Origin of the sequence: Amycolatopsis sp. NPDC089917 (genome assembly GCF_040684635.1) — a bacterium.
Lineage (GTDB): Bacteria > Actinomycetota > Actinomycetes > Mycobacteriales > Pseudonocardiaceae > Amycolatopsis.
Genome location: NZ_JBFBGL010000008.1, coordinates 82,666 through 102,566 on the forward strand (window position 1 = coordinate 82,666; position 19,901 = coordinate 102,566).

The 19,901-nt window shown below is 69.9% G+C and carries 19 protein-coding genes; 7 read left to right on the plus strand and 12 right to left on the minus strand.

Annotated elements, in window-relative coordinates; genetic code table 11:
• Positions 1 to 21: 21 nt before the first annotated feature.
• Both AB0N89_RS08625 and AB0N89_RS08630 read left to right on the plus strand, forming a co-directional pair.
• Positions 22 to 342: a nucleotide pyrophosphohydrolase gene (locus AB0N89_RS08625; protein ID WP_364201802.1), complete on the plus strand. Its 321-nt coding sequence runs from the start codon at positions 22 to 24 to the stop codon at positions 340 to 342.
• A 26-nt stretch (positions 343 to 368) separates the two neighbouring features.
• Positions 369 to 995 (plus strand): response regulator transcription factor, encoded by a 627-nt coding sequence (locus tag AB0N89_RS08630; RefSeq protein WP_364201804.1) that lies wholly within the window; start codon positions 369 to 371, stop codon positions 993 to 995.
• 3 nt (positions 996 to 998) lie between these two features.
• Here the strand turns inward: AB0N89_RS08630 and AB0N89_RS08635 are convergent, their stop codons facing one another.
• From AB0N89_RS08635 to AB0N89_RS08675, 9 genes are all read right to left on the minus strand, one after another.
• Complete coding sequence (locus AB0N89_RS08635; protein ID WP_364201807.1) at positions 999 to 2,273, minus strand: HAD family hydrolase; 1,275 nt, start codon at positions 2,271 to 2,273, stop codon at positions 999 to 1,001.
• A gap of 91 nt (positions 2,274 to 2,364) precedes the next feature.
• Positions 2,365 to 2,493, minus strand: a complete 129-nt coding sequence (locus tag AB0N89_RS08640) for a hypothetical protein (RefSeq protein WP_364201810.1) — start codon at positions 2,491 to 2,493, stop codon at positions 2,365 to 2,367.
• 9 nt (positions 2,494 to 2,502) lie between these two features.
• On the minus strand, positions 2,503 to 3,081 hold the full coding sequence (locus AB0N89_RS08645; RefSeq protein ID WP_364201813.1) for a sortase: 579 nt from the start codon (positions 3,079 to 3,081) through the stop codon (positions 2,503 to 2,505).
• Positions 3,078 to 3,494, minus strand: a complete 417-nt coding sequence (locus AB0N89_RS08650; RefSeq protein ID WP_364201816.1) for an excalibur calcium-binding protein — start codon at positions 3,492 to 3,494, stop codon at positions 3,078 to 3,080. The genes AB0N89_RS08645 and AB0N89_RS08650 overlap by 4 nt, the downstream gene beginning before the upstream one ends.
• Positions 3,495 to 3,605: 111 nt before the next feature.
• On the minus strand, positions 3,606 to 4,751 hold the full coding sequence (locus tag AB0N89_RS08655; RefSeq protein WP_364201819.1) for a GAF domain-containing protein: 1,146 nt from the start codon (positions 4,749 to 4,751) through the stop codon (positions 3,606 to 3,608).
• Positions 4,752 to 4,765: 14 nt separating this feature from the next.
• Positions 4,766 to 8,017, minus strand: coding sequence for a thiol reductant ABC exporter subunit CydC (gene cydC, locus AB0N89_RS08660; RefSeq protein ID WP_364201822.1), 3,252 nt, complete (start codon positions 8,015 to 8,017; stop codon positions 4,766 to 4,768).
• A complete protein-coding gene (gene cydB / locus AB0N89_RS08665) occupies positions 8,014 to 9,021 on the minus strand; it encodes a cytochrome d ubiquinol oxidase subunit II (protein WP_364201825.1) in 1,008 nt (335 codons plus the stop codon). The genes cydC and cydB overlap by 4 nt, the downstream gene beginning before the upstream one ends.
• A 318-nt stretch (positions 9,022 to 9,339) precedes the next feature.
• Positions 9,340 to 10,851 (minus strand): cytochrome ubiquinol oxidase subunit I, encoded by a 1,512-nt coding sequence (locus tag AB0N89_RS08670; RefSeq protein WP_364201827.1) that lies wholly within the window; start codon positions 10,849 to 10,851, stop codon positions 9,340 to 9,342.
• A gap of 82 nt (positions 10,852 to 10,933) precedes the next feature.
• Positions 10,934 to 11,887, minus strand: coding sequence for a S41 family peptidase (locus AB0N89_RS08675; protein ID WP_364201830.1), 954 nt, complete (start codon positions 11,885 to 11,887; stop codon positions 10,934 to 10,936).
• A 188-nt stretch (positions 11,888 to 12,075) separates the two neighbouring features.
• On the opposite strand from AB0N89_RS08675, the gene AB0N89_RS08680 reads away from it, so the two are divergent.
• Positions 12,076 to 12,663, plus strand: coding sequence for a TMEM165/GDT1 family protein (locus AB0N89_RS08680; RefSeq protein WP_364201990.1), 588 nt, complete (start codon positions 12,076 to 12,078; stop codon positions 12,661 to 12,663).
• Positions 12,664 to 12,751: 88 nt separating this feature from the next.
• Positions 12,752 to 13,423 (plus strand): DUF998 domain-containing protein, encoded by a 672-nt coding sequence (locus AB0N89_RS08685; RefSeq protein WP_364201833.1) that lies wholly within the window; start codon positions 12,752 to 12,754, stop codon positions 13,421 to 13,423.
• 4 nt (positions 13,424 to 13,427) lie between these two features.
• Here AB0N89_RS08685 and AB0N89_RS08690 read toward each other — a convergent pair whose 3' ends face one another.
• Complete coding sequence (locus AB0N89_RS08690) at positions 13,428 to 14,069, minus strand: helix-turn-helix domain-containing protein (protein ID WP_364201835.1); 642 nt, start codon at positions 14,067 to 14,069, stop codon at positions 13,428 to 13,430.
• Positions 14,066 to 14,920, minus strand: a complete 855-nt coding sequence (locus AB0N89_RS08695) for a hypothetical protein (protein ID WP_364201993.1) — start codon at positions 14,918 to 14,920, stop codon at positions 14,066 to 14,068. The genes AB0N89_RS08690 and AB0N89_RS08695 overlap by 4 nt, the downstream gene beginning before the upstream one ends.
• Positions 14,921 to 15,005: 85 nt before the next feature.
• Here AB0N89_RS08695 and AB0N89_RS08700 point away from each other — a divergent pair, with 85 nt between their 5' ends.
• The 3 genes from AB0N89_RS08700 to AB0N89_RS08710 all read left to right on the plus strand — a co-directional run bounded on the left by AB0N89_RS08700 (position 15,006) and on the right by AB0N89_RS08710 (position 18,870).
• A complete protein-coding gene (locus AB0N89_RS08700; RefSeq protein ID WP_364201838.1) occupies positions 15,006 to 16,184 on the plus strand; it encodes a homogentisate 1,2-dioxygenase domain-containing protein in 1,179 nt (392 codons plus the stop codon).
• Between the two features lie 119 nt (positions 16,185 to 16,303).
• Entirely contained in the window at positions 16,304 to 18,121 is a 1,818-nt protein-coding gene (locus tag AB0N89_RS08705) for a substrate-binding and VWA domain-containing protein (protein WP_364201840.1), read from the plus strand.
• 11 nt (positions 18,122 to 18,132) lie between these two features.
• A complete protein-coding gene (locus tag AB0N89_RS08710) occupies positions 18,133 to 18,870 on the plus strand; it encodes a hypothetical protein (protein WP_364201843.1) in 738 nt (245 codons plus the stop codon).
• A gap of 2 nt (positions 18,871 to 18,872) precedes the next feature.
• Here the strand turns inward: AB0N89_RS08710 and AB0N89_RS08715 are convergent, their stop codons facing one another.
• Complete coding sequence (locus AB0N89_RS08715) at positions 18,873 to 19,880, minus strand: hypothetical protein (RefSeq protein WP_364201846.1); 1,008 nt, start codon at positions 19,878 to 19,880, stop codon at positions 18,873 to 18,875.
• Positions 19,881 to 19,901: the final 21 nt, after the last annotated feature.

Consider the following 19,901-nt stretch of genomic DNA (forward strand, 5'->3'; position numbering starts at 1 on the left):
ACGATCTGGTAGGCACGGCATGTGACTCTCGAGAACCTTCACCAGCGCCTCCGCGACTTCGCCGCCGCACGGGACTGGGAGCCTTTCCACACCCCGAAGAATCTGGTCATGGCCCTGTCCGGCGAGGTCGGCGAGCTGACTTCGCTGTTCCAGTGGCTCACGCCGGAGGAGTCGGCGAAGTGGCGTTCCGATCCTGAGCTGGCGCACAACGTCGTCGACGAGATCGCCGACGTCACGCTGTATCTCCTCCAGCTGGCGAACAGCCTCGGCGTGGATCTGATCGAGGCGGCCAACGCCAAGATCGACCGGAACGAGCACCGGTTCCCGGCGCCCGGACGTTAAGCCGTATGGCGAAGTAACGTGGGGGTATGCCGATCCAGGTGTTGCTCATCGACGACCACGAGGTGGTGAGGCGCGGTTTGCGCGACCTCCTCACCGACGAGCCCGACATCGAGGTCGTCGCCGAGGCGAGCGGGGTCGACGAGGCCCTCGCCGTGGCGATGCACGTGGAGCCGGACGTCGCGGTGGTCGACGTGCGGCTCGGCGACGGCGACGGCATCGCGCTCTGCCGCGAACTGCGTTCGAAGGCGAACCCGCCGCAGTGCCTGATGCTGACCGCGTTCGACGACGAGGAGGCCATGGTCGGCGCGATCATGGCGGGCGCGGCCGGCTACCTGCTGAAACAGGTCCGCGGGCAGGACGTCGTCAACGCGGTCCGCGAAGTCGCGGCCGGCCGGTCGCTGCTCGACCCGCTGTCGACCGCGCGGGTGCTGGACAAGCTGCGGCATCCGCCCGAGGACGAACTCGGTTCCCTCACCGAACGCGAGCGCGAGGTGCTGGAGCTGATCGGGCAGGGCATGTCGAACCGCGAGATCGCGGAACGCCTGTTCCTCGCCGAGAAGACGGTGAAGAACTACGTGACGTCCGTCCTCGCGAAGCTGGGCATGCAGCGGCGCACGCAGGCCGCGGCGTGGATCGCACGCCGCGACCGCTAGCGCTCAAGGGTGCACGGTGTCCCGCTGGTCCGGGATGACCGTGCCGTCGTCGCGCAGCACCGGCCCGTGCGTGCCGTCGGCGTTCTCGTACGCCGTCGTCGAGCACGGATAGGTGCGGTTCAACGCCGGGAAGGGCTCGATGAACATCGGGTTCACCGCCCACTTCCCGTCCGCGTCGTCGTAGGCCCGGCACATCAGCTCGTCCTTGTTGCGGTTGAGCGTGACGCGGACCCCGGTGGCGTCGCGCAGCATCGTGACGTCGGTGGTCGCGTCGCCGCCGGCGAGCGCCTGCCGCTTGTCCGCCGGTGCCGCCTCCATCGCCTTCGCGCCGCGGATCCCGAGGATCCGCTCGTTGATGTAGCAGCGTTTGCCGTCGATGTAGGTCATGATCTCGTCGGCGCCGTCGGCGTGCCCGCCGCAGCCTTCGAGGTGCCCGTTGATCCGGCCGTTCGTGGTCTGCGAGTAGATCCCGAGCGTGCGGCTCGGCGGGATGCCGATCGCGGGACCCCAGACGTCCGCGAACTCCTTGGGCGAGGCCGAGACGACCCAGGTCGAGAAGCCCGCCTTGTTCAGCGTCGCGATCAGGTCCTTGATCTCGGGGTAGTACCGGATCCACGCGACCTGGGTGCTCGAACCGACCTTCTGGGTCGCGCCGACCGGGGCGAGCAGCGCCGCCGCCCTGGCCTGCCGGGCGATCGCGCGGACCTCGTCGGGCCGGTATCCGGCGTTGATCTGCGCGACCCAGGCGTAAGCCGCCTCCATGTACCGCCGGTTGTTCCCTGCGAAGACCTCTTCGCCGGTGGTCGTCTTCGCGTTCTTCCGCACCGAAAGGAGCTCGTCGGCGCAAACGACGTTCTTGCTGGTCGGGAGTGGTTTCCCGGCCGAGGTGCCTGTACCGCACGCCTTGCTCAGCGCGTTCGCGCCGGCGTCGGTCATGAACCGGCTGGTCGTGCGCCAGTCCTGGTTCCTCGGCTGCAGGACCTTGTCGTGCCGGATCATCCAGAAGACGGTCTGGTCGGAGATGTCGTTCTTGATGACCGTGTTGTCCCAGTCGAACACCGCGACCGGCCGCTCGCCGTGCTTCGCGCCGCAGCGGCCGCGTTCGTCGATGACCCGCTGGATCTTCGCCGCGTTGTCGCCGTACCAGTGGTCGGCCAGCCGCAGCTGCGGGCAGCGCGACGATGTCGACACGGCCGAAGCGGCGGACGTGCCGGGCAAGGCCACCGGTACGACCGCCACGGCGGCGGCAAGGGCCACGGCTCGCAGGAACCTCGGCATGTCATCTCCCCACATCATCGGCGACGGTCCGGGGAGATCCTGTCACTTTCCGGCGAGCGTGACGACCTGCCGGTTGTGGAAGTAGTCGTCCTCACGCAGCACGGTGCGCTCCCGGGTGAACCGGGGACCCCCTCGTCGTGCTCGGCCGCTGGTCCGACGCGTAGATCTCGACGTCGTCCGGCACTTTCGCGCGCAGCGTGACGACGTGGATGGTGCGCATCCGGAGAATCTACGTGCGGGTCAGTCTCGCGAAGGCGACGACGTTGTCGAGGTAGTTCCCGGTCGAGGCGTCGAAATCCCCGCCGCAGGTGATCAGGCGCAGTTCCGGTTCGAGCGTGTCGCCGTAGACCCGTTCCGTAGGGAACGATCGTTTCGGATGCCGCTCGACGGCGTACACGGTGAACACCGCGGTGACGCCGTTCTTGAGGTCCTTCAGCCTGCCGAAGACGCCGGGGATCTTCTTGGCGAGGACGGCGGGCCCGATCTCGCCGGGTGCCGGGCCGCCGGCGAACCAGCCGGTGATCACCGCGTCGCGCGGCACCTGCAGACTGCCGTCACCGGCCAGGCCGAGGTCGACGATCCCGCCGGTGCGGACCCCGATCGCGGGGATCTCGAGCGCCGCCGGTTTCGCGGGCGCGAGCCGCGGGACGGCGGGGGCCACCGCGGTCACCGTGGAAGGCGACGCGGGCGACGCGACCTTGCCTGACGGCGGATCGGCGCACGCGGTCAGCGCGGCCGCGAGCACCACCCCGATGAAGGCGCCGACGACCAGCGGAACCGGCCACCTGCACCAGGGAGCCCGGGTCATCGCTCGGCACGCCGCCGGAGCAGGAGGGACGCGCCCGTGGCGGACCCGATCAACAGGGCCGTGCCGGTCAGCGCGACCGCGCCGATCTCCAGGAGACCGCCGTTGGGTTCGTCGGGTTCCCCGCCGCCGGTCGCGACGCCGCCGACGGGCTTGACCTCCACCTGGCCGGGCCGCACGGGTCCGCCGAACCGGGATCCGCAGGAGTGGCCGTCACGGGTGGGGAAACCGGCGCAGTCCTTGTCCGGTAATTGCGCCGGACGCGTTTCGCAAGCGATTCCGTCGACCTCGAAGCCCTCGCAGTTCTGGTCGGCGACGGCGGGCAGCTCCAGCGCGAACGCGACAGAAACCGGGCCGAACAAGGAGAATCCGGCGAGTATTGCTGCGGTGCCGATGACTCGACGAACCGAGGACATGCGGGGTCCTTTCGCTGGGAATTTCCCTTAGAATCGCGTGTCGACCCCTGCTGTTACGGATTAATCCGAAATCCTGAATAGTCACTCGGATGACCGAAAAGACCGTTAATTTCACACGGTTTGATCGAGGGGAACGTCGAAGGCGACCAAAGTTCCCAGGCTCGGCGACGAATTGATCGAAAAACGCCCGCCGGACGTCGTCGCACGTTCGGCGAGATGACGGAGACCGCGTTTGGCGACCCCCTGCGGGACACCGGATCCGTTGTCCCGCACGCGAAGCTTGACGCCTTCCACGTCGCGGCTGAGCGTCACGCGGGTCTCGCTCGCCCCGGAGTGTCTGACCACATTGGACAGTGCTTCGCGGAGCGCGGCGCGGATGTGGTCCGCTTGCTCCGCGGGGATGTCGGCGAGCTCTCCCGACAGTTCGAGGGTCGGCGGGTAGCCGAGCAGTTCGCCCGCGATGCGCACCTCGCCCCGCGCGGATTCGGCGAGGTCGGTGGCGGTGACCGTCTCGTGCGCGGGTTCCGGGCTGCGCAGCGCGCGCACGGTGCCGCGGATCTCCTCGATGGTCTGGTCGAGCTGGTCGATCGCCTCGGACAACCGCGCGCCGTCGGCCTGCGCGAACCTCTTCCGCATGTTCTTGCGGACGCGGTCGAGCTGCATCCCGGCGCCGTAGAGCCGCTGCACGATGACGTCGTGCAGTTCGCGCGCGATGCGTTCGCGTTCTTGGTAGAGGGTCACGCGGTGCCGGGCGTTGGCGCCTTCCGCCAGGGCGAGCACCACGCCCGCCTGCGCCGCGAAGGCGGTGAGCAGCTCGACAGTGCTGGCGGAGAACGGATCCCCGCCGTGGCGGCGGTACACGGTGAGCGCGCCGAGGACGCGCCCGCCCGCGCCGAACGCCGCCGCCGCGAAGGGCCCGAAACCCTGGAGTTCCGGCGGCACGAACGGCGCCGTGCGGGGATCGACGGTGAAGTCCTCGCTGACGACCGGTTCGCCGCCGCGAGCCACCTGTCCGGCGGCGGAATCGGCGGAAAAGGCCAGCCCCCGAAGCCCTCGGATGTCGGCCCCGTGCGCGGCTTCGGCGACCACCTGGCCGTCGTCCGCGCGCACCATGACGAGACCGAGGTCGGCCTCGGCCAGTTCGACGGCGCGGGCGACCACGGTCTCCAGCACGTCGCCGGGGTCTTCGCCGGACAGGGCGGTGCCGGTGATCTCGGTGGCGGCGGACAGTGCGCGCGCGGCAAGCGTGGGATCCATGAGCGCTATCGACATTAGTCCGCTCCGGCCAGTGCGCGCGTTGTGACGCGGCCCTCTCGGACCTCCAGCACGACGTCGGCGTCGCCCGCTTCGGCGGCGTTGTGCGTGACGTGGACGACGGTTTTCCCGGCCAGCGCCACGCCGAGCCGTTCGCGGACGGTCCTCGCCGTGGGCTCGTCGAGGTGCGCGGTCGGTTCGTCGAGCAGGACGAGTTCGGCGTGCGCGGCACCGAGCACCGCACGCGCCAGCGCGACCCGCTGCGCCTGCCCGCCGGACAGTCCGGCACCCGCGCTGTCCAGCATCGTGGTGAGCTCGACGTCCTCGAGAACGGCCTGGTACAAGGCTTTCCGCAGGTCGGCCTCGGACGCCGTCGGCTGGGCGAGGCGCAGGTTCTCGGCGACGGTGGTCGAGACGAGCATCGGTTCCTGCGGCGCCCAAGCGACGTTCTCGGGCGTGGCGACGTCGCCCTTGCTGGGTTTGAGGAAGCCGAGCAGGGCCGCGACGAGCGTCGACTTCCCGGCGCCGCTCGGGCCGATGACGGCGACGTGCGTACCGGGCGCGATGTCGAGGTCGACGCCGGTGAGGACCGGGTGCTCGGTGCCGGGCCAGCCGAGGTCGGCGTTCCGGATCCGCACCCCGCCGATGTCAGGAAAGGGGCTTTCCTGACGTTTTTCGTCCTGAACGACCCTTTCCTGACACGCGGCGAGGCGCAGACGGGCCTGGCGCAGGGTGTCCCAGTGCTGCGCGGCCGGCGGAAGAAGGGAGAAGACCTCCGCCAGCGCGAGCGGCACTAGGGCGACCACCGGCGCGAGGACCGGGTCCAAGGCGCCGGCGGCGACGGCGCTCACGGCGAACCCGGCGCTCACGACGGTGGCGGCCCCCGTCGCCAGGATGATCAGGGCATCGGCCGCTCCGGCGCCGAAAGCCTGCCGCCGTGCTTCGGCGGTCAGCGCGGCGTCGGTCGTGGCGATCCGTCGACGGCGATCCTTGTCGGCGCCGTACGCGATCAGCTCGGCCGCGGCCTCGAACAGGCTCAGCACCTGCGCCGACACCGAACGCCGTCCGGCGGCCAGGGCGCTGGTCGCGCGGCGTTCGGCCCACAGCGCGAGCAGCGGCGCGAACGCGCTCACCACGACGGCCGCGGCCAGCGCGAGTCCGGCTTCGGGCAGCACGGCGGCCTGAACCGTGACGGCGCCGACGGCCACCAAAGCGACCACGATCAGCGGCGTGATCACCCGGGGCAGCAGGTCGCGCACGGTGTCGGTGTCGCCGACCAGCCGCCGCTGTTCCTCACCGGCCCGGAGCGCCCGCGCCGGGCCGAGCCGCACCAGCGACTCCCACAGCCGGACGCGCAGGCTCCCGGCGATCCGGAACGCGGCGTCGTGCGTGACCAGCCGTTCGAGGTAACGCAGGCCCGCGCGGCCGAGGCCGAACGTCCGCACGCCGACGATCATCACCGTCAGGGTCAGGATCGGCGGCTGCTGCGACGCCTTGGCGATCAGCCAGCCCGAAAGCGCGGTCAGTGCGACCCCGGCGAGCAGGGCGGCGGCGCCGAGCAGGGCGCCGCCAAAGAACCGGGGCCGCAGCAGGTCGCGCCACGGCACCGGCTTGGTCGCCGTCCGCTCCTCTGCCGTGACGACTTCCTTCGCCGCGTCAGTCGATATGTCGACACCGGACGGGCGTTCGTGGGCCGCGATGATCGCGGCGGCGCCGTTGTCGACGGCCGCGCGGACGGCGGCCATGACGAGCCCGGCGTTGGCCTCGTCGAGGTGCGCGGTGGGTTCGTCGAGCAGGAGCAGCCACGCGCCCGAGCGGACCCGCACCAGCGCCCGCGCGACCGCGACGCGCTGACGTTGTCCCTGCGACAGCTTCGAAACCGGCCGTCCGGCCAGTCCGGCCAGCCCGAGTTCGCCGAGGATGCTCTCATCGCCGACCTCGTCGCGGACCGTGCCCCCGCCGAAGACCGGTGACTGCGGCACCCAGGCGACGTTCTCGCGCCAGCGGTCGAGATCGGTGTCGGCGAGGTCGGTACCGGCGATGGTGACCGATCCGTCGTGGGCCTGCACGAAGCCGAGCAGCACGGCCAGCGTCGTCGACTTGCCGCCGCCGCTGGGCGCACGCAGCCAGGTCAGTTCGCCGGGCCGGACGGAGAACGTCTCGCCGTCGGGCGCGAACCCGCCGCGCCGTGAGACACGCAGTCCGCCGACGTGGACCTCACCCTTGGCCGGCGTCTCAGAACCGTTGGGCGGCAACGGTTCCGCGAGCACGTCCGCGACCCGGCGCACGGCCTCGACGCCGTCTTCGCTGGCGTGGAACGCGGCGCCGACCGCGCGCAGCGGCTGGTAGCACTCCGGGACGAGGATCAGGACGCCGAGCCCGATGGCCAGCGGCAGGTCGCCGGAGACCAGCCGGACGCCGATGACGACGGCGACCAGCGCGACCGACAGCGTCGCGATCAGTTCCAGCGCGAACGCGGACGCGAACGCGACCTTCAGGGTTTTGAGCGTCGCGCGGCGGTGTCGTTCGGAGATCTTCCGGACCGTCTCGGCCTGCGCCTCGGCCCGGCGGAACGCGCTGAGGATCGGCAGCGCGCGGACGAGTTCCAGCAAGTGTCCCGACAGCCGCTGCTCGGCGTCGGCGGCTTCGGCGACCCGCTCGGCGGTGTGCTTGCCGATCAGGATGGCGAACATCGGCACCAGCGGCACGGTGATCACGACGAGCGCGGCCGACGGCCAGTCGGCGAACAGGATCGCGATCCCGGCGGCGAGGGGCACGATGGCCGCGGTCACCAGCGCCGGGAGGTACTGGGTGAAGTAGGCGTCGAGCGCGTCGAGTCCCTTGGTGGTCAACGAGGTCAGCTCGCCGTGCCCGCGGCGCGCGATCCATTCCGGACCGAGTTTCAGCGCGTGGTCGAGGGCCTTGGCTCGCAGTTCCTCCTTCGCGCGGGCCGCCGCGCGGACGGAGACGATCCGCACCGCCCAGCCGGTCAACGCGCGCCCTACGACGAACGCGAGCAGCACGGCCAGCTGGGCGGTGCGGTCCCCCATGGTTCCGCGGACGACCGCGGAGAGGACATCGGCCAGCAGGAACGCTTGTCCCACCAGCAAAACGGCGTTGACGAAGGACAGGATGGCGCTGAGGATCAACGCCCGGCGCGCCGCACTCGAAAGTGGAGCCAGCGCGCCGAGCGGACCCTTCCCCGGTCGCGCTGGGTCCATTGTGGACTCCTTGGCGGAAAGGGTGTCGCGGCCGGGAAGTTCGGTCATGGTGCGTGCACCGGTGGGATGTGCCGGGTGCCGATGCGCTTGCGGAACACCCAGTACGTCCAGCCCTGGTAGATCAGGACGGCGGGGGCGCCGAAGAGCGCGACCCAGGTCATCACGGTCAGCGTGTACGGGCTCGACGCCTCGCCCGCGATGGTGAGCGTGTTCGCCGAGTCCAAAGTGGACGGGAGGACGTTCGGGTACAGCGCCACGAAGATCGCCACCGCCGCGGCCCCGATGACTCCGCCGAGCGCGGCGAACGCCTGCCCTTCGCGGCCCGCGCGGATCCGGAACCAGGCGACGACCGCCGCGACGACGGCGACGCCGATGAGCAGCAGCGTCCACAGGTCACCCGAGCGCAGTTGCACGACGATCAGGAACGCGAGCAGCGGCAGGAGCGCGACCGGGAGCAGGCGCGTGGCCAGGTTCCGGGCCCGGTGGCGGAGGTCGCCCTCGGTCTTGAGGGCGAGGAACGCGGCGCCGTGGACCAGCGAGAACCCGACGACCGCGATCGCGCCGAGCAGCGTTTCGAGGCTGATGGCGGCGAACGGGCCGCCGACCCGGTCGCCGTCGGCGTCGAGCGGGAGGCCGAGGGTGGTGGTCGCGAGGAGGAGGCCGACGCCGAACGGCGGGATCCACGAGCCGATCCCGATGACGCGGTCCCAGGTGCGGCGCCAGCGGTCGGAGTCGACCTTGCCGCGGTATTCGAACGCGACGCCGCGGCCGATGAGCGCGAGGAGGACGACCAGGAGCGGCAGGTACGTGGCCGAGAACAATGACGCGTACCAGCCGGGGAAGGCGGCGAACATCGCGCCGCCGGCGACGATCAGCCAGACCTCGTTGCCGTCCCAGACCGGGCCGATCGTGTTGACCATGACGCGGCGCTCGGTGTTGTCTTTCGCGAGGACCGGCATGAGCATGCCGACGCCGAAGTCGAAGCCTTCGAGGAAGAGGTAGCCGAGCCAGAACAGGGCGATGACGCAGAACCAGATCGTTTCGAGGGTCATCGGGTGCTCACTTTCCTGGGCCGAAGGACGCTTTCGCCGCGTGCGATGCGGTGAAGGGAGCCTTCAGCCCGCTTGGCCCCGCGTTCGGCCACCTGTCCGCTCCGGAGGTTGCGAAAGCCACTTTCGCAACCCGCCGCTACCACGCCGCCCCGCCCGATCCGGCGCTCCAGCCCTTGCTCGCCCTGAGTTATCCACAACCACTCAAGTTGTCCACAGATCGGCTGTGGGTAACCCACCTGAGCGATCACCCCGATACGCTGGGTGCGGGGCCGTCCCCCGGGAAGGGCGGGGGGCTGGGCAGGTGACGTCAAGAGGCGATCAGTAGGCGAAGGCCAGCGCGTCGTCATCGCCGTCACCGCCTTCGGAATCGCTGTTCTTGCTGGTCGAGGTCGGTTTCTTGGGTGGCATGACGGCGTCGACACCGCCGCGTACGTACTTGCGCATCAGGTAGACCTCGACGACGCCGAGCGCCGCGTAGGCGGTCGTCAGAGCGATCAGCGACGTCCACACCTCGCCTGTGGACAACTTCGAGACGGCCTGGGCGGTGAACATCCACACCCCGTCCACCCCGGTCGGGTTCGGCACCACCACGAACGGCTGGCGGCCCATCTCGGTGAAGATCCAGCCGGCGCTGTTGCCGACGAACGGCGTCGCGATCCCGCCGAGCACGAGCCACGGGAACCACCGCTGCCCGGGGATCCGTCCGCGCCGGGTCAGCCACAGGGCGAGCACGCCGATCCCGGCCGAGATCGCGCCGAAGCCGATCATCGCGCGGAAACCCCAGTAGGTCACCGGCAGGTTGGGCACGTAGTCGATCGGCTTCCCCGCGAGCGAACCGAGCTGCGGGTCGTCCGGGTAGTTCGTGCCGTACTTCGCCTGGTACTCGGTCACCAGGTTCTCGACACCCTTGACCTCGGTCGTGAAGTCGTTGTGCGCCAGGAACGAGAGCAGCGCGGGCACGTTGAACGTCTTGACGTCCTCACAGTTCGAGCCGCTCACGTCCCCGATCGCGATGATCGAGAAGCTCGCCGGTTTCTCCGTGTGGCACAGCGCTTCCGCCGAAGCCATCTTCATCGGCTGCTGCTCGAACATCAGCTTGCCCTGCATGTCGCCGGTGATCGCCAGCACCGCGAAGGCCACCACGCCGGTCCAGCCGCCGAGACGCAACGACGAACGCCACACCGCGCGGTGCTCGTCGTCCTCCGAACGCTTGCGCCACAGCTGCCAGCCCGCGACCCCGACCAGGAACGCCGCCGCCACCGAGAAGGCACCCGCGATCGTGTGCGGGATCGCGGCCAGCGCGGTGTTGTTCGTCAGCACCGCCCAGATCGAGTTCATCGTCGGCTTCCCGTCGACGAACTCGACGCCGACCGGATGCTGCATCCACGAGTTCGCCGCCAGGATGAAGTACGCGGACGCCACGGTCGCCAGCGAGTACGCCCACGCGCACGCCAGGTGGACCTTCTTCGGCAGCTTGTCCCAGCCGAAGATCCACAGCCCCAGGAAGGTCGACTCGACGAAGAACGCGACGAGCCCTTCCATCGCCAGCGGCGCGCCGAACACGTCACCGACGAAACGCGAGTACGCGCTCCAGTTCATCCCGAACTGGAACTCCTGCACGATCCCGGTGACCACGCCCATCGCGAAGTTGACCAGCAGGAGTTTCCCCCAGAACTTGGTCATCTTCAGGTAGCGCACGTCACCCGTGCGGACCCAGGCCGTCTGCATCCCGGCGACCAGGACCGAAAGCCCGATGGTCAGCGGGACCATCAGGAAGTGATAGACGGTGGTTATGCCGAACTGCCACCGCGCGAGATCGAGAACCTCCACGCCTCAAGCCTGCTCAACGCCCGATGAGCCCGCCAGTTCAAGTGGTCCTGATCTCGGCGGGACGTAGGTCCCACGCCCTGGTTCAGCCGAGATCGGCGAGGGTGAGCCGCGCCTCGTCGGCGACCGGCCGCCGCAGCCCCGAATCCCCCAGTGTCAGCACGTGTTCCAGCGCCAACGCGTACGCGGTGTCGAACGCGGCTTCGGCTTCGACAGGGATATCGGGCCGGACGCCGACGCCTTCCCAGTTGGTGCCCGTGACCGGGTTCACGGCACGTCCACCCGGGACGGTGACATCCAAATGGGTGTCCACTTTGTACTGTTGCCGCGGGTTAGCGCCGCCGCCGGTGACCGCGCCCACCGTCTTCGCCCGTCCCAGTTGCTGCAGCGAGTAGCTCAGGTCCTCGGCGCCGGAGAAGGTCGTCGGGCTCGTCAGCACCCACACCGGCTTGTCCGCGCCGAACTTCCGGCCCGGCACGTACGGCAACGTCCACATCTGGTTCGTCACGTCGCCGTCGCGCAGATAGATGCTGTTGAAGTGGGTGGGCTCGTCGACCAGGTAGCTGATCAGCAGCGCGACCGCCGCGGGGCTGCCGCCCCGGTTCTCCCGGACGTCGAGGATGAGCGCGTCGGTGGTCGCGAGCAGCGTCATCGCCGCGGAGAGGGCCTCGCCGGCGACATCCGGCCCGTAGAACAGCTTCGTCTCCAGGTAGCCGACGTTCCCCGCCAGCCGCCGCGCCGACGCGATGCCGTGACCGTTCAGCTCGGCTTCACGCCGGTACTCCTCGGGGTCGAAGGATTCCCCGTTCACCTCGGGCAGCGGGTCGACGTGGTGGCGCAACCGCAGATGCTTGTCCCCGTTGACCGACTGCAGGTCCTGGGTCACCGCGACGGCGAACGCCTGATCGTCGAGTCCGGCGTACGCGCCGTCGCCCAGCCTCGCCCGCAGGAACACCGTCAGCTTCTCGGCGACGTCGGGGAACACGTAGTGGTCCTTCAGCCGGTTGCACACGTGCTCGATCCGCGCTCTCTCGTCCATGACGGCCGAAGCTACCAGTGAAGCCTGAAAAAAGAATTCGGTTCGCCGAAATCTCTTTTCCGCTCCACCGAGGAAAACAATTCGCCCGCGCATGCGGCGCGATTCGGAAATGCGATCAGCTTGCCTTTCTCTGAATCGCCCCTTTATCGTTGCAGTGAAAGGGGTGCGAATTCATCATGTCTAGCTCGATGCTGGCGCTGATCAGCGCGTTCGGCCTGGTACTGGCCGTGGAGCTGCCGGACAAGACCCTTGTCGCCACCTTGGTTCTCACCACCCGTTTCCGCGCCTGGCCGGTATTCGCCGGGGTGACCGCGGCCTTCGCCGTGCAATGTGCGATCGCCGCCACGTTCGGCAGTGTGCTCACTTTGCTGCCGGAGGCGCTGGTGACCGGGATCGTCGCCGCGATGTTCGGTATCGGCGCGTACATGCTCCTTCGCGAAGGGTTCAGCCCCGGTCAGGACGGCGGTGAAGACGCGTCGCGCTCCGGAGCCGGCCCCGTGTCCTTCCTCCGCTCCGCGCTGACGTCGTTCGGCGTGCTGTTCGCCGCGGAGTGGGGTGACGCCTCCCAGCTCGCGACGGCCAGTCTCACGGCCCGTTTCGGCAACCCGTTCGCGGTCGCGCTCGGCTCCTTCGTCGCGCTGGTCGCCGTCGCCGGGCTCGCCGTCTTCATCGGCGCGAAGGTCCGGAGCCGCATCCGCCCGAAGCTCATCCAGCGCGTGGCGGGCTTCGTCTTCGCCGGGTTCTCGCTGTTCGCGCTGACCCAGCTCGTCTTCTGAGGCACACGGCTTGTTCACAGGTTCGCCGGGTAACCTTTCGGGAACGAAAAGGTGAACACCCGCCCCGACGTGCCTGGAGAAACTGGTCGTGACCTCGCCCAAGATCGTCGCGGCCCGTGCCGTCTCCCCGGTGCACGGCAGGCTCGCGATCCTGGGCATGGCCGTCGCCGTCGCGATCTCGATCGACCTGCATCTGCGGCTGTCCAGCCAGGTCAGCCCGATTTGGCAGACGCTGTCCGAGTACGTCTACGGCTACCTCTCGCCCGGTTCGACGGCGGCCCCGTTGTTCGGCGCGATGTGCCTGGCGCTGGGCTTCGGTTCGCTCGCCCTGCTCGGCGGCATCGCGAAGGCGCACCGCAGCGGGTACGAGTCCGTTCTGGTCCTGCTCGGCGTCTGGTGCGCCGGGCTGTTCGTCCTCGCGCTGGTCCCCGTCGACCCCGAGGGCCAGGCCCGGTCGCTGGCCGGGCAGATCCACAATTACGCCGCGCTGACGGCCTTCCTCGCGCTTCCCGCCGCCGCCTGGGTGCTCACCCGCCCTGGCCGGGCGCGCTGCCCGTGGGAGCCGCGCCGCACGACGATCCGGCGGCTTTCGGTGGCCAGCTTCGCCGCCGTGGGCATCGTGCTCGGCGGTTTCGTCTGGACGATGCTCACCGGGCCGTCGCACCAGGAGGTCACGCTCGGCCTGTTCGAGCGGCTCCTGTTCGCCGTCGACCTCACGCTGCTGGCGACCATGGTCCGCCCACTGCTCAGCACCCGCTGACGCGCTACTCGGGCTGCTTCAGCACCTCGGCCAGCCGGACGGCGGCACCCACGACCGCGGGACCCACCACGGAGGCGTCCAGCGGCTCCAGCGAGACGACGCCGATGCTCGCCTTCAGTCCCGGCACCCCGCGCACGGGCGCGGCGACGCCGGACGCGCCCGCCTCCAGTTCGCCGGACGAGGTCACCCAGCCTTCGCCGCCGCCGGGGCGCAGCGTCATCGCTTTGCCCGCCGCGCCGGCGGAGAGCGGATGGCGTGTGCCGACGCGGTAGGCGACGTGAAAGCTCGTCCAGGACGGTTCGACGACCGCGACGGCCTGCGCCTGATCCCCCTGCGCGACCGACAGGTGCGCCGTGGCGCCGACCTTCTCCGCCAGCTCCCGCAGGACCGGCCTGGCCGCCTCCCGCAGCTGCGGGAGGACCTGCCCGGCGAGCCGGAGCAGGCCGACGCCCAGCCGCACCTTGTTCCCGTCGCGCCACACCAGGCCGCGTTCGGACAGCGGGACGAGCAGCCGGTAGACGGCGGCCCGGCTCGCGCCGATGGCGACGGCGAGCTCGGAGATCGTCGCCGCCTCACCACCGGCGTCCGCCACGGCCTGCAGCAGCGCCAGCCCTCTGTCGAGGGTGAGCGACCCTTCGCGGGTCACAGCAACCCGAGTTCCCCGAGGTCGGCGACGGGCTCGTCGAACGAAGCCGCCGCGTACGAGGCGAAGAGCCCGCGAACGGCCTTCGCGGCCGGCTCCGACATCTCCTTGGCCTCAGCAGCCAGCGCGGCGCCGTCGGTCGATTCGAGGGCGGCGCGCACGTCGCCGCCGGAAAGACAGCGCGCGGACGCCACGATCAGGTTCAGGAACCCGTGGTGGGTGAAGCCGCTCGACTCCTCGGTGTGCCGGACGGCGCGGTGCAGGCTGTTCGTCGCCTTGAACGACGCCCCGGTCGAGCCGCTGACCACCGCGAGGAAGTCGGCGACCTCGTCGACGCTGGGGAAGTTCTCGCCCGCCTTGCCGCCGCAGCGGATCTTCGGCCAGCTGCCGTGCTCGATCACCTTCCGCACGCCGTCCAGCCAGCCGACGCCGCGCCGCGGTTCGACCACGCGGATGACGTCCTCGGGCACGAACTCGGAGACGCGCTCCAGCCAGACCTCGTCGACGTCCGACGGCGCCGGCATCTCCACCATGCGCAGCGCGAGGATCTCGCTGCGGGATTCGACGATCGAGATCGCCTTCGGAACCCCTCCGAGGCCGGTGTCGATGATCAGCGACAGCGGCAGCGGCTCCTTCGGTTTGATCTTGATGAGTTCCGTGATGAGCTCGGGCAGCCGCGACGCCTGGCACAGGAACACACCGAGGACGCCGGAGTGCTCGCCGGCCCTCGACGCGAAGTGCGCGCGCAGCGCTTCGGGCATGGACGCCTCACCGGGCGGGAACAACGCCGAGTCGTCGACGAGCCGCGCGAACAGGGGAGGGATTCCTCGGGGGCCGGGGGGCGTGAGTTCCACAGCGCTTGACACGACTGACACGCTAGTAGCGTACGACATCAGGACAAAATCGTTCGCACAACGGACACGTTCCGGGGAGATTCCGATGCCTTACTACCGGCAGGTAGGCGAGATCCCGCACAAGCGCCACACGGCGTTCCGCAAGCCCGACGGGGGCCTGTACGCCGAGGAACTGATGGGTGTCGAGGGCTTCTCGGCGGACTCGGCACTGCTCTACCACCGCGGCCTGCCCACCGCGATCGTCGACGCCGTCGCGATCGAGGACGAGCGTGGCCCGATCACCCCGAACCACCCGCTCAAGCCCCGCGCGTTCAAGACCCACGACCTCAAGTTCGGCGACGCCGACGCGGTCACCGACCGGCGGCGGCTGTTCGGCAACGCCGACGTCACCATCGGCTTCGTCCACGCGACCCGGCCGTCACCGCTGTATCGCAACGCGGCGGGCGACGAGCTGTTCTACGTCCAAGGCGGCAGCGCGACCGTCGAGACGATCTACGGCTCGCTGGAGATCGGCGACGGCGACTACCTCGTGATCCCGACGTCGTGCACCTATCGCGTGCTCCCGCACGACAGCAGCGACGGCGTCAAGCTGCTGACCATCGAGGCGCGCGGCCACATCGGCCCGCCGAAGCGGTACCTGTCGGCGAAGGGCCAGTTCCTGGAGCACTCGCCGTACTGCGAGCGCGACATCCGGGGCCCGTCGGAGCCGCTGGTCGTCGACGGCACCGACGTCGAGGTCCTCGTGCGGCACCGCGCCGGGCTGACGCGCTACACCTACGCGACCCACCCGTTCGACGTCGTCGGCTGGGACGGCTGCCTGTACCCGTGGGTGTTCAACATCGACGACTTCGAGCCGATCACCGGCCGCGTGCACCAGCCGCCGCCCGTGCACCAGACGTTCGAGGGGCCGAACTTCGTGGTCTGCTCGTTCTGCCCGCGCAAGGTCGACTATCACCCCGAGTCGATCCCGGTGCCGTACAACCACGCGAACGTCGATTCGGACGAGCTGATGTTCTACGTCCGGGGCAACTACGAGGCGCGCAAGGGGTCCGGGATCGAGGTCGGCTCGCTTTCGCTGCACCCGTCCGGTTTCACGCACGGGCCGCAGCCCGGGGCGGCGGAGGCGTCGATCGGGGCCCAGTTCTTCGACGAGACCGCGGTCATGGTGGACACCTTCGCGCCGCTGGAGCTCGGCGAGGCGGCCGACGCGTCGGAGGACCCCGGTTACGCGTGGACCTGGTCCGGCCGCGGTCCGGGCGCTTAGCGACACCCCTCACGGCCGTGGCGGGATAAGTACCGCCACGGCCGCAACGGTTCGGCAACGCCCAGCCGGACAAGGCGAAACCTCCGGATAATCGGTCTTCCCACCGGCGGAGGTTCTCCATGGTCGTGAATCCTCAGCAGTCCCGCGGCGGCCGCAAGGTCCTGGCGTTCGCGGCCGCGGCGGTGGTCGCGGTCGGCCTGATCATCGGCTTGCGCGCGATCACGAGTGACTCCGGCGAGGAGGCCGCGGAGGCGAAGTGCACGACGGGCGACGCGGTCAAGCTGCAGGTGTCGTCGTCGCCGGAGAAGGCGGGCGTGGTCGCCGAGATCGCCAAGGGTTACAGCGGCCGCACGGTGGCCGGACGGTGCGTCGACGTGCTCGTGCAGTCGAAGTCCTCGGGCACCGCGATGCAGGCGCTGTCGCGCGGCTGGAACGAGGCGGTGGACGGCCCGCGGCCGGACGTCTGGACGCCCGCGGCGTCCGGCTGGGTGAATCTGCTGCGCCAGAACCTCACCGGCACCGACCACCCCGCCCTGGTGCCCGAAGGCGAACCGGAATCGGTCGCGAACGCGCCGCTGGTGGTCGCCATGCCGAAGCCGATGGCCGAGGCGCTCGGCTGGCCGGGTAAGGGCATCGGCTGGAAGGATCTCGCGGCGCTCGCCACAGATCCGCAGGGCTGGGCGAAGTACGGGCATCCGGAATGGGGGAAGTTCCGGCTGGGCAAGACGAACCCGAACATCTCGACGTCCGGCCTCAACGCCACCATCGGCGCCTACTACGCGGCGACAGGGACGTCTTCGGACCTCACCGCGAACGCGCTCGCCAAACCGGAGGCGCGGACGTTCGTGCAGAACGTCGAGCAGGCCATCGTCCACTACGGCGACAACACGCTGACGTTCCTGACGAACCTGCAGAAGGCCGACGACCGCGGCGCGGCGCTGTCGTACATCTCGGCGGTGACGGTCGAGGAGAACTCGCTCGTCGGCTACAACCAGGGCAATCCCACCAACGATCCGGCGAAACGCGGGCAGCACGCGCCGCCGAAGGTGCCGCTCGTCGGCATCTACCCGAGCGACGGCACGCTCAACTCCGATCACCCGTTCACCGTGCTGAACTGGGCCGACGACCTCCACAAGCAGGTCGCGGCGGACTTCCTCGGGCATCTGCGCGGCGCCGAGGCGCAGCAGAAGTTCAGCGACATCGGCTTCCGCACGTTCGACGGGAAGCCCGGCTCGCAGACCACGGCGGAGAACGGCGCGCAGCCCGACGGGAAGCTCAACCTGATCCGCCCGCCGAGCCCGCCGGTGCTGACCGAGGTGCTGAAGTCGTGGAAGGACCTGCGGAAGAAGGCGAACGTGCTGCTGGTCGTCGACGTCTCCGGGTCGATGGGCGACGGCGTCAGCGGGACCGGCAAGAACAAGATGGACCTCGCGAAGCAGGCGGCCGTGGCGTCGTTGCCGCAGTTCAGCGACGCGGACCAGGTCGGGCTGTGGATGTTCTCCACGAAACTGAACGGCGACAAGGACTACTTCGAACTCCGGCCGGTGTCACCGATCGGCGGTGAGGCGGGCAGGCAGGAGCTGGCGGCACGGCTGAACGGGCTGACGCCGCAGAACGGCACGGGGCTCTACGACTCGTCGCTCGCGGCCTACGAGTTCATGAAGCAGCGGCTGGACCCGAACGCGATCAACGCCGTCGTCGTGCTCACCGACGGCCGGAACGAGGATCCGGGCGGGATCGACCTGCAGAACCTCATCGGGCAGCTGCGGACCGAAGGCGGCGGCGAGGCGGTGCGAATGTTCACCATCGCCTACGGCTCCGACGCGGACTTGAACGTGCTCAAGGAGATCGCCGAAACCACCCAGGGCGTGGGCTACGACTCGTCCAAACCGGATTCGATCGATCAGGTCTTCACCGCCGTGATCTCGAATTTCTGAGATCCTCGGATATGCGCTTCGTTCGTGAGCTCGCCGAACCGTGGGGACTGCTCCTCGCGGCGACATCGGCGGGCGCGGCCTGGGCGGTGCAGCTGCCGGTGGTCACCGCGCTCGGCGTCGGCGTCACCGTGCTCGCCGCCCGTGCCGGGGTCGCCGCCGCCACACGGAAACCCGCGCCAGATCCCGAAGAACGGGCCCTTCCCGACGTCGAACCGGGGTCGCCCGAGGCGGGCTGGCTGCGGCGCGCGGAGGCCGCGGCCGAGGGCTTCTCCTCGATTTCCGATTCGCTCGAAGCCGGGCCGCTCGCCGACCGGGTGGCCGACATGGCACCGGTGGTGCGGGAAACCGTCGACACCCTGCGGCGGCTGGCGGGCCGCGCGACGGCCACCGGCAAGGCGTTGACGCGGGTGGACGCCGGCGCGGTGTCCGCCGAGAAAGCCCGGCTGCGGAAGGAATTGAAGACCGCCGACGACGACATCCGCGGTGACCTGACCCAGTCGCTCGAAGCCGTGCAGGCACAGCAAGACGTCCACGCGCGGCTTACGAGCGCGCAGCGGAAGCTGATGGCACAGCTGCGATCCGGCGCGCTCGGCCTCGACGGCCTGGTCGCCAGGGCGGCGGAACTTTCGGCCGCCACCGGCGATGCGCTGCTCGACACCACCACGATCGGCGAACTGGGCGAGCAGCTGGAAGGGATCCGGCGGGGCGTCGTGGAGACCGAGGAAGCGACGCGGCGCTCGCTCGGTTGAGTTCAGCGCCCGAACTTGACCGGCCCGAAAACCGCGTGACCGGGCACTCCGGCCTTCGCCGTCTTCCCGGCCACCGGCACCCCGAGCACCCACAGCCGTCCGGTCGCGGCGATGCCGGCGGCCAGCGACGGATCCGAACCACCGGCCCGGACGGTGACCTCGCGACCGTCGGGCAGCACCGTCCGGCCCTTCACCGTGACCATGCCGAAGAGGTTGACCGACGCGGGTCCGGACACGACGGCGAGCTCGGTCCACCGCGGCTCCGGGGACGGCCGGGCCACCACGAGAGCCGTGATGACGAGCCCGATCGTCGCGAGGACGCACAGGACGGCCAGCACCCGCGTGTTCGGCACGAGAACGCTGTCACGGTCCGGGAGGTCGACGGAGACCCAGACCGAGAAGGCGGCCGCCACCAGCGTGGTCCAGGCGCCCAGCAGGTAGTACGACGCCAGGAGCCGTCGCTGCAAGGTCAGCATCCGTCCCGGGGAGACGGGCTCGGCCGTCAGCGGCGCCGAGCCCTTCACCGGAGCGTCCCGGATCTTGCCGCGCCGCGGAACGATGACGCCGGGAAGCACGAAGAACGGGCCGAGCACCCACAGCCGTCGCTGAGCCGCGAGCTGCGCACGGAGCGGGGCCGGCAGCCGGACGACGAGCCAGCGGCCGTCGAGCGGGACGCTCACCCGCGAACCGGCGACGAGGGCACCGTCCAACCCGCTCACCAGGCGGAACGGCTTGCCGGTGAGCTTCCGCATCGGCGACGATCCGGCCAGCACGACAGAGCCGGAGTAGAGCGAGACCGCGGCCATGAAGAAGAGGAGGAAGGCGGGCACGGCGACCCCGTACCGCCCCGAAAACGCCAGGAAGACGCCCAGCGCGACGAGCAGCCCGGACGCGAAGCCCGTCGTTCCGTACGTCACGGTGAGCCGGTCGAGCAGGGGCACCAGGAGCGGCATGTCCGCCGCCCGCACCCCTTCGGGTGGTTCGACGACCTGGATTCTGCGCTCTTCCACCTGGTCAACGTATACGGGTGA

Excerpts from the sequence above, each read along its gene's own strand:
- AB0N89_RS08630 (WP_364201804.1), top strand. The coding sequence starts at position 369 with ATGCCGATCCAGGTGTTGCTCATCGACGACCACGAGGTGGTGAGGCGC.
- AB0N89_RS08635 (WP_364201807.1), bottom strand. The coding sequence starts at position 2,273 with ATGCCGAGGTTCCTGCGAGCCGTGGCCCTTGCCGCCGCCGTGGCGGTC.
- AB0N89_RS08640 (WP_364201810.1), bottom strand. The coding sequence starts at position 2,493 with ATGCGCACCATCCACGTCGTCACGCTGCGCGCGAAAGTGCCGGACGAC.
- AB0N89_RS08645 (WP_364201813.1), bottom strand. The coding sequence starts at position 3,081 with ATGACCCGGGCTCCCTGGTGCAGGTGGCCGGTTCCGCTGGTCGTCGGC.
- AB0N89_RS08650 (WP_364201816.1), bottom strand. The coding sequence starts at position 3,494 with ATGTCCTCGGTTCGTCGAGTCATCGGCACCGCAGCAATACTCGCCGGA.
- AB0N89_RS08655 (WP_364201819.1), bottom strand. The coding sequence starts at position 4,751 with ATGGATCCCACGCTTGCCGCGCGCGCACTGTCCGCCGCCACCGAGATC.
- cydC (WP_364201822.1), bottom strand. The coding sequence starts at position 8,017 with ATGACCGAACTTCCCGGCCGCGACACCCTTTCCGCCAAGGAGTCCACA.
- cydB (WP_364201825.1), bottom strand. The coding sequence starts at position 9,021 with ATGACCCTCGAAACGATCTGGTTCTGCGTCATCGCCCTGTTCTGGCTC.
- AB0N89_RS08675 (WP_364201830.1), bottom strand. The coding sequence starts at position 11,887 with ATGGACGAGAGAGCGCGGATCGAGCACGTGTGCAACCGGCTGAAGGAC.
- AB0N89_RS08680 (WP_364201990.1), top strand. The coding sequence starts at position 12,076 with ATGCTGGCGCTGATCAGCGCGTTCGGCCTGGTACTGGCCGTGGAGCTG.
- AB0N89_RS08700 (WP_364201838.1), top strand. The coding sequence starts at position 15,006 with ATGCCTTACTACCGGCAGGTAGGCGAGATCCCGCACAAGCGCCACACG.
- AB0N89_RS08705 (WP_364201840.1), top strand. The coding sequence starts at position 16,304 with ATGGTCGTGAATCCTCAGCAGTCCCGCGGCGGCCGCAAGGTCCTGGCG.
- AB0N89_RS08710 (WP_364201843.1), top strand. The coding sequence starts at position 18,133 with ATGCGCTTCGTTCGTGAGCTCGCCGAACCGTGGGGACTGCTCCTCGCG.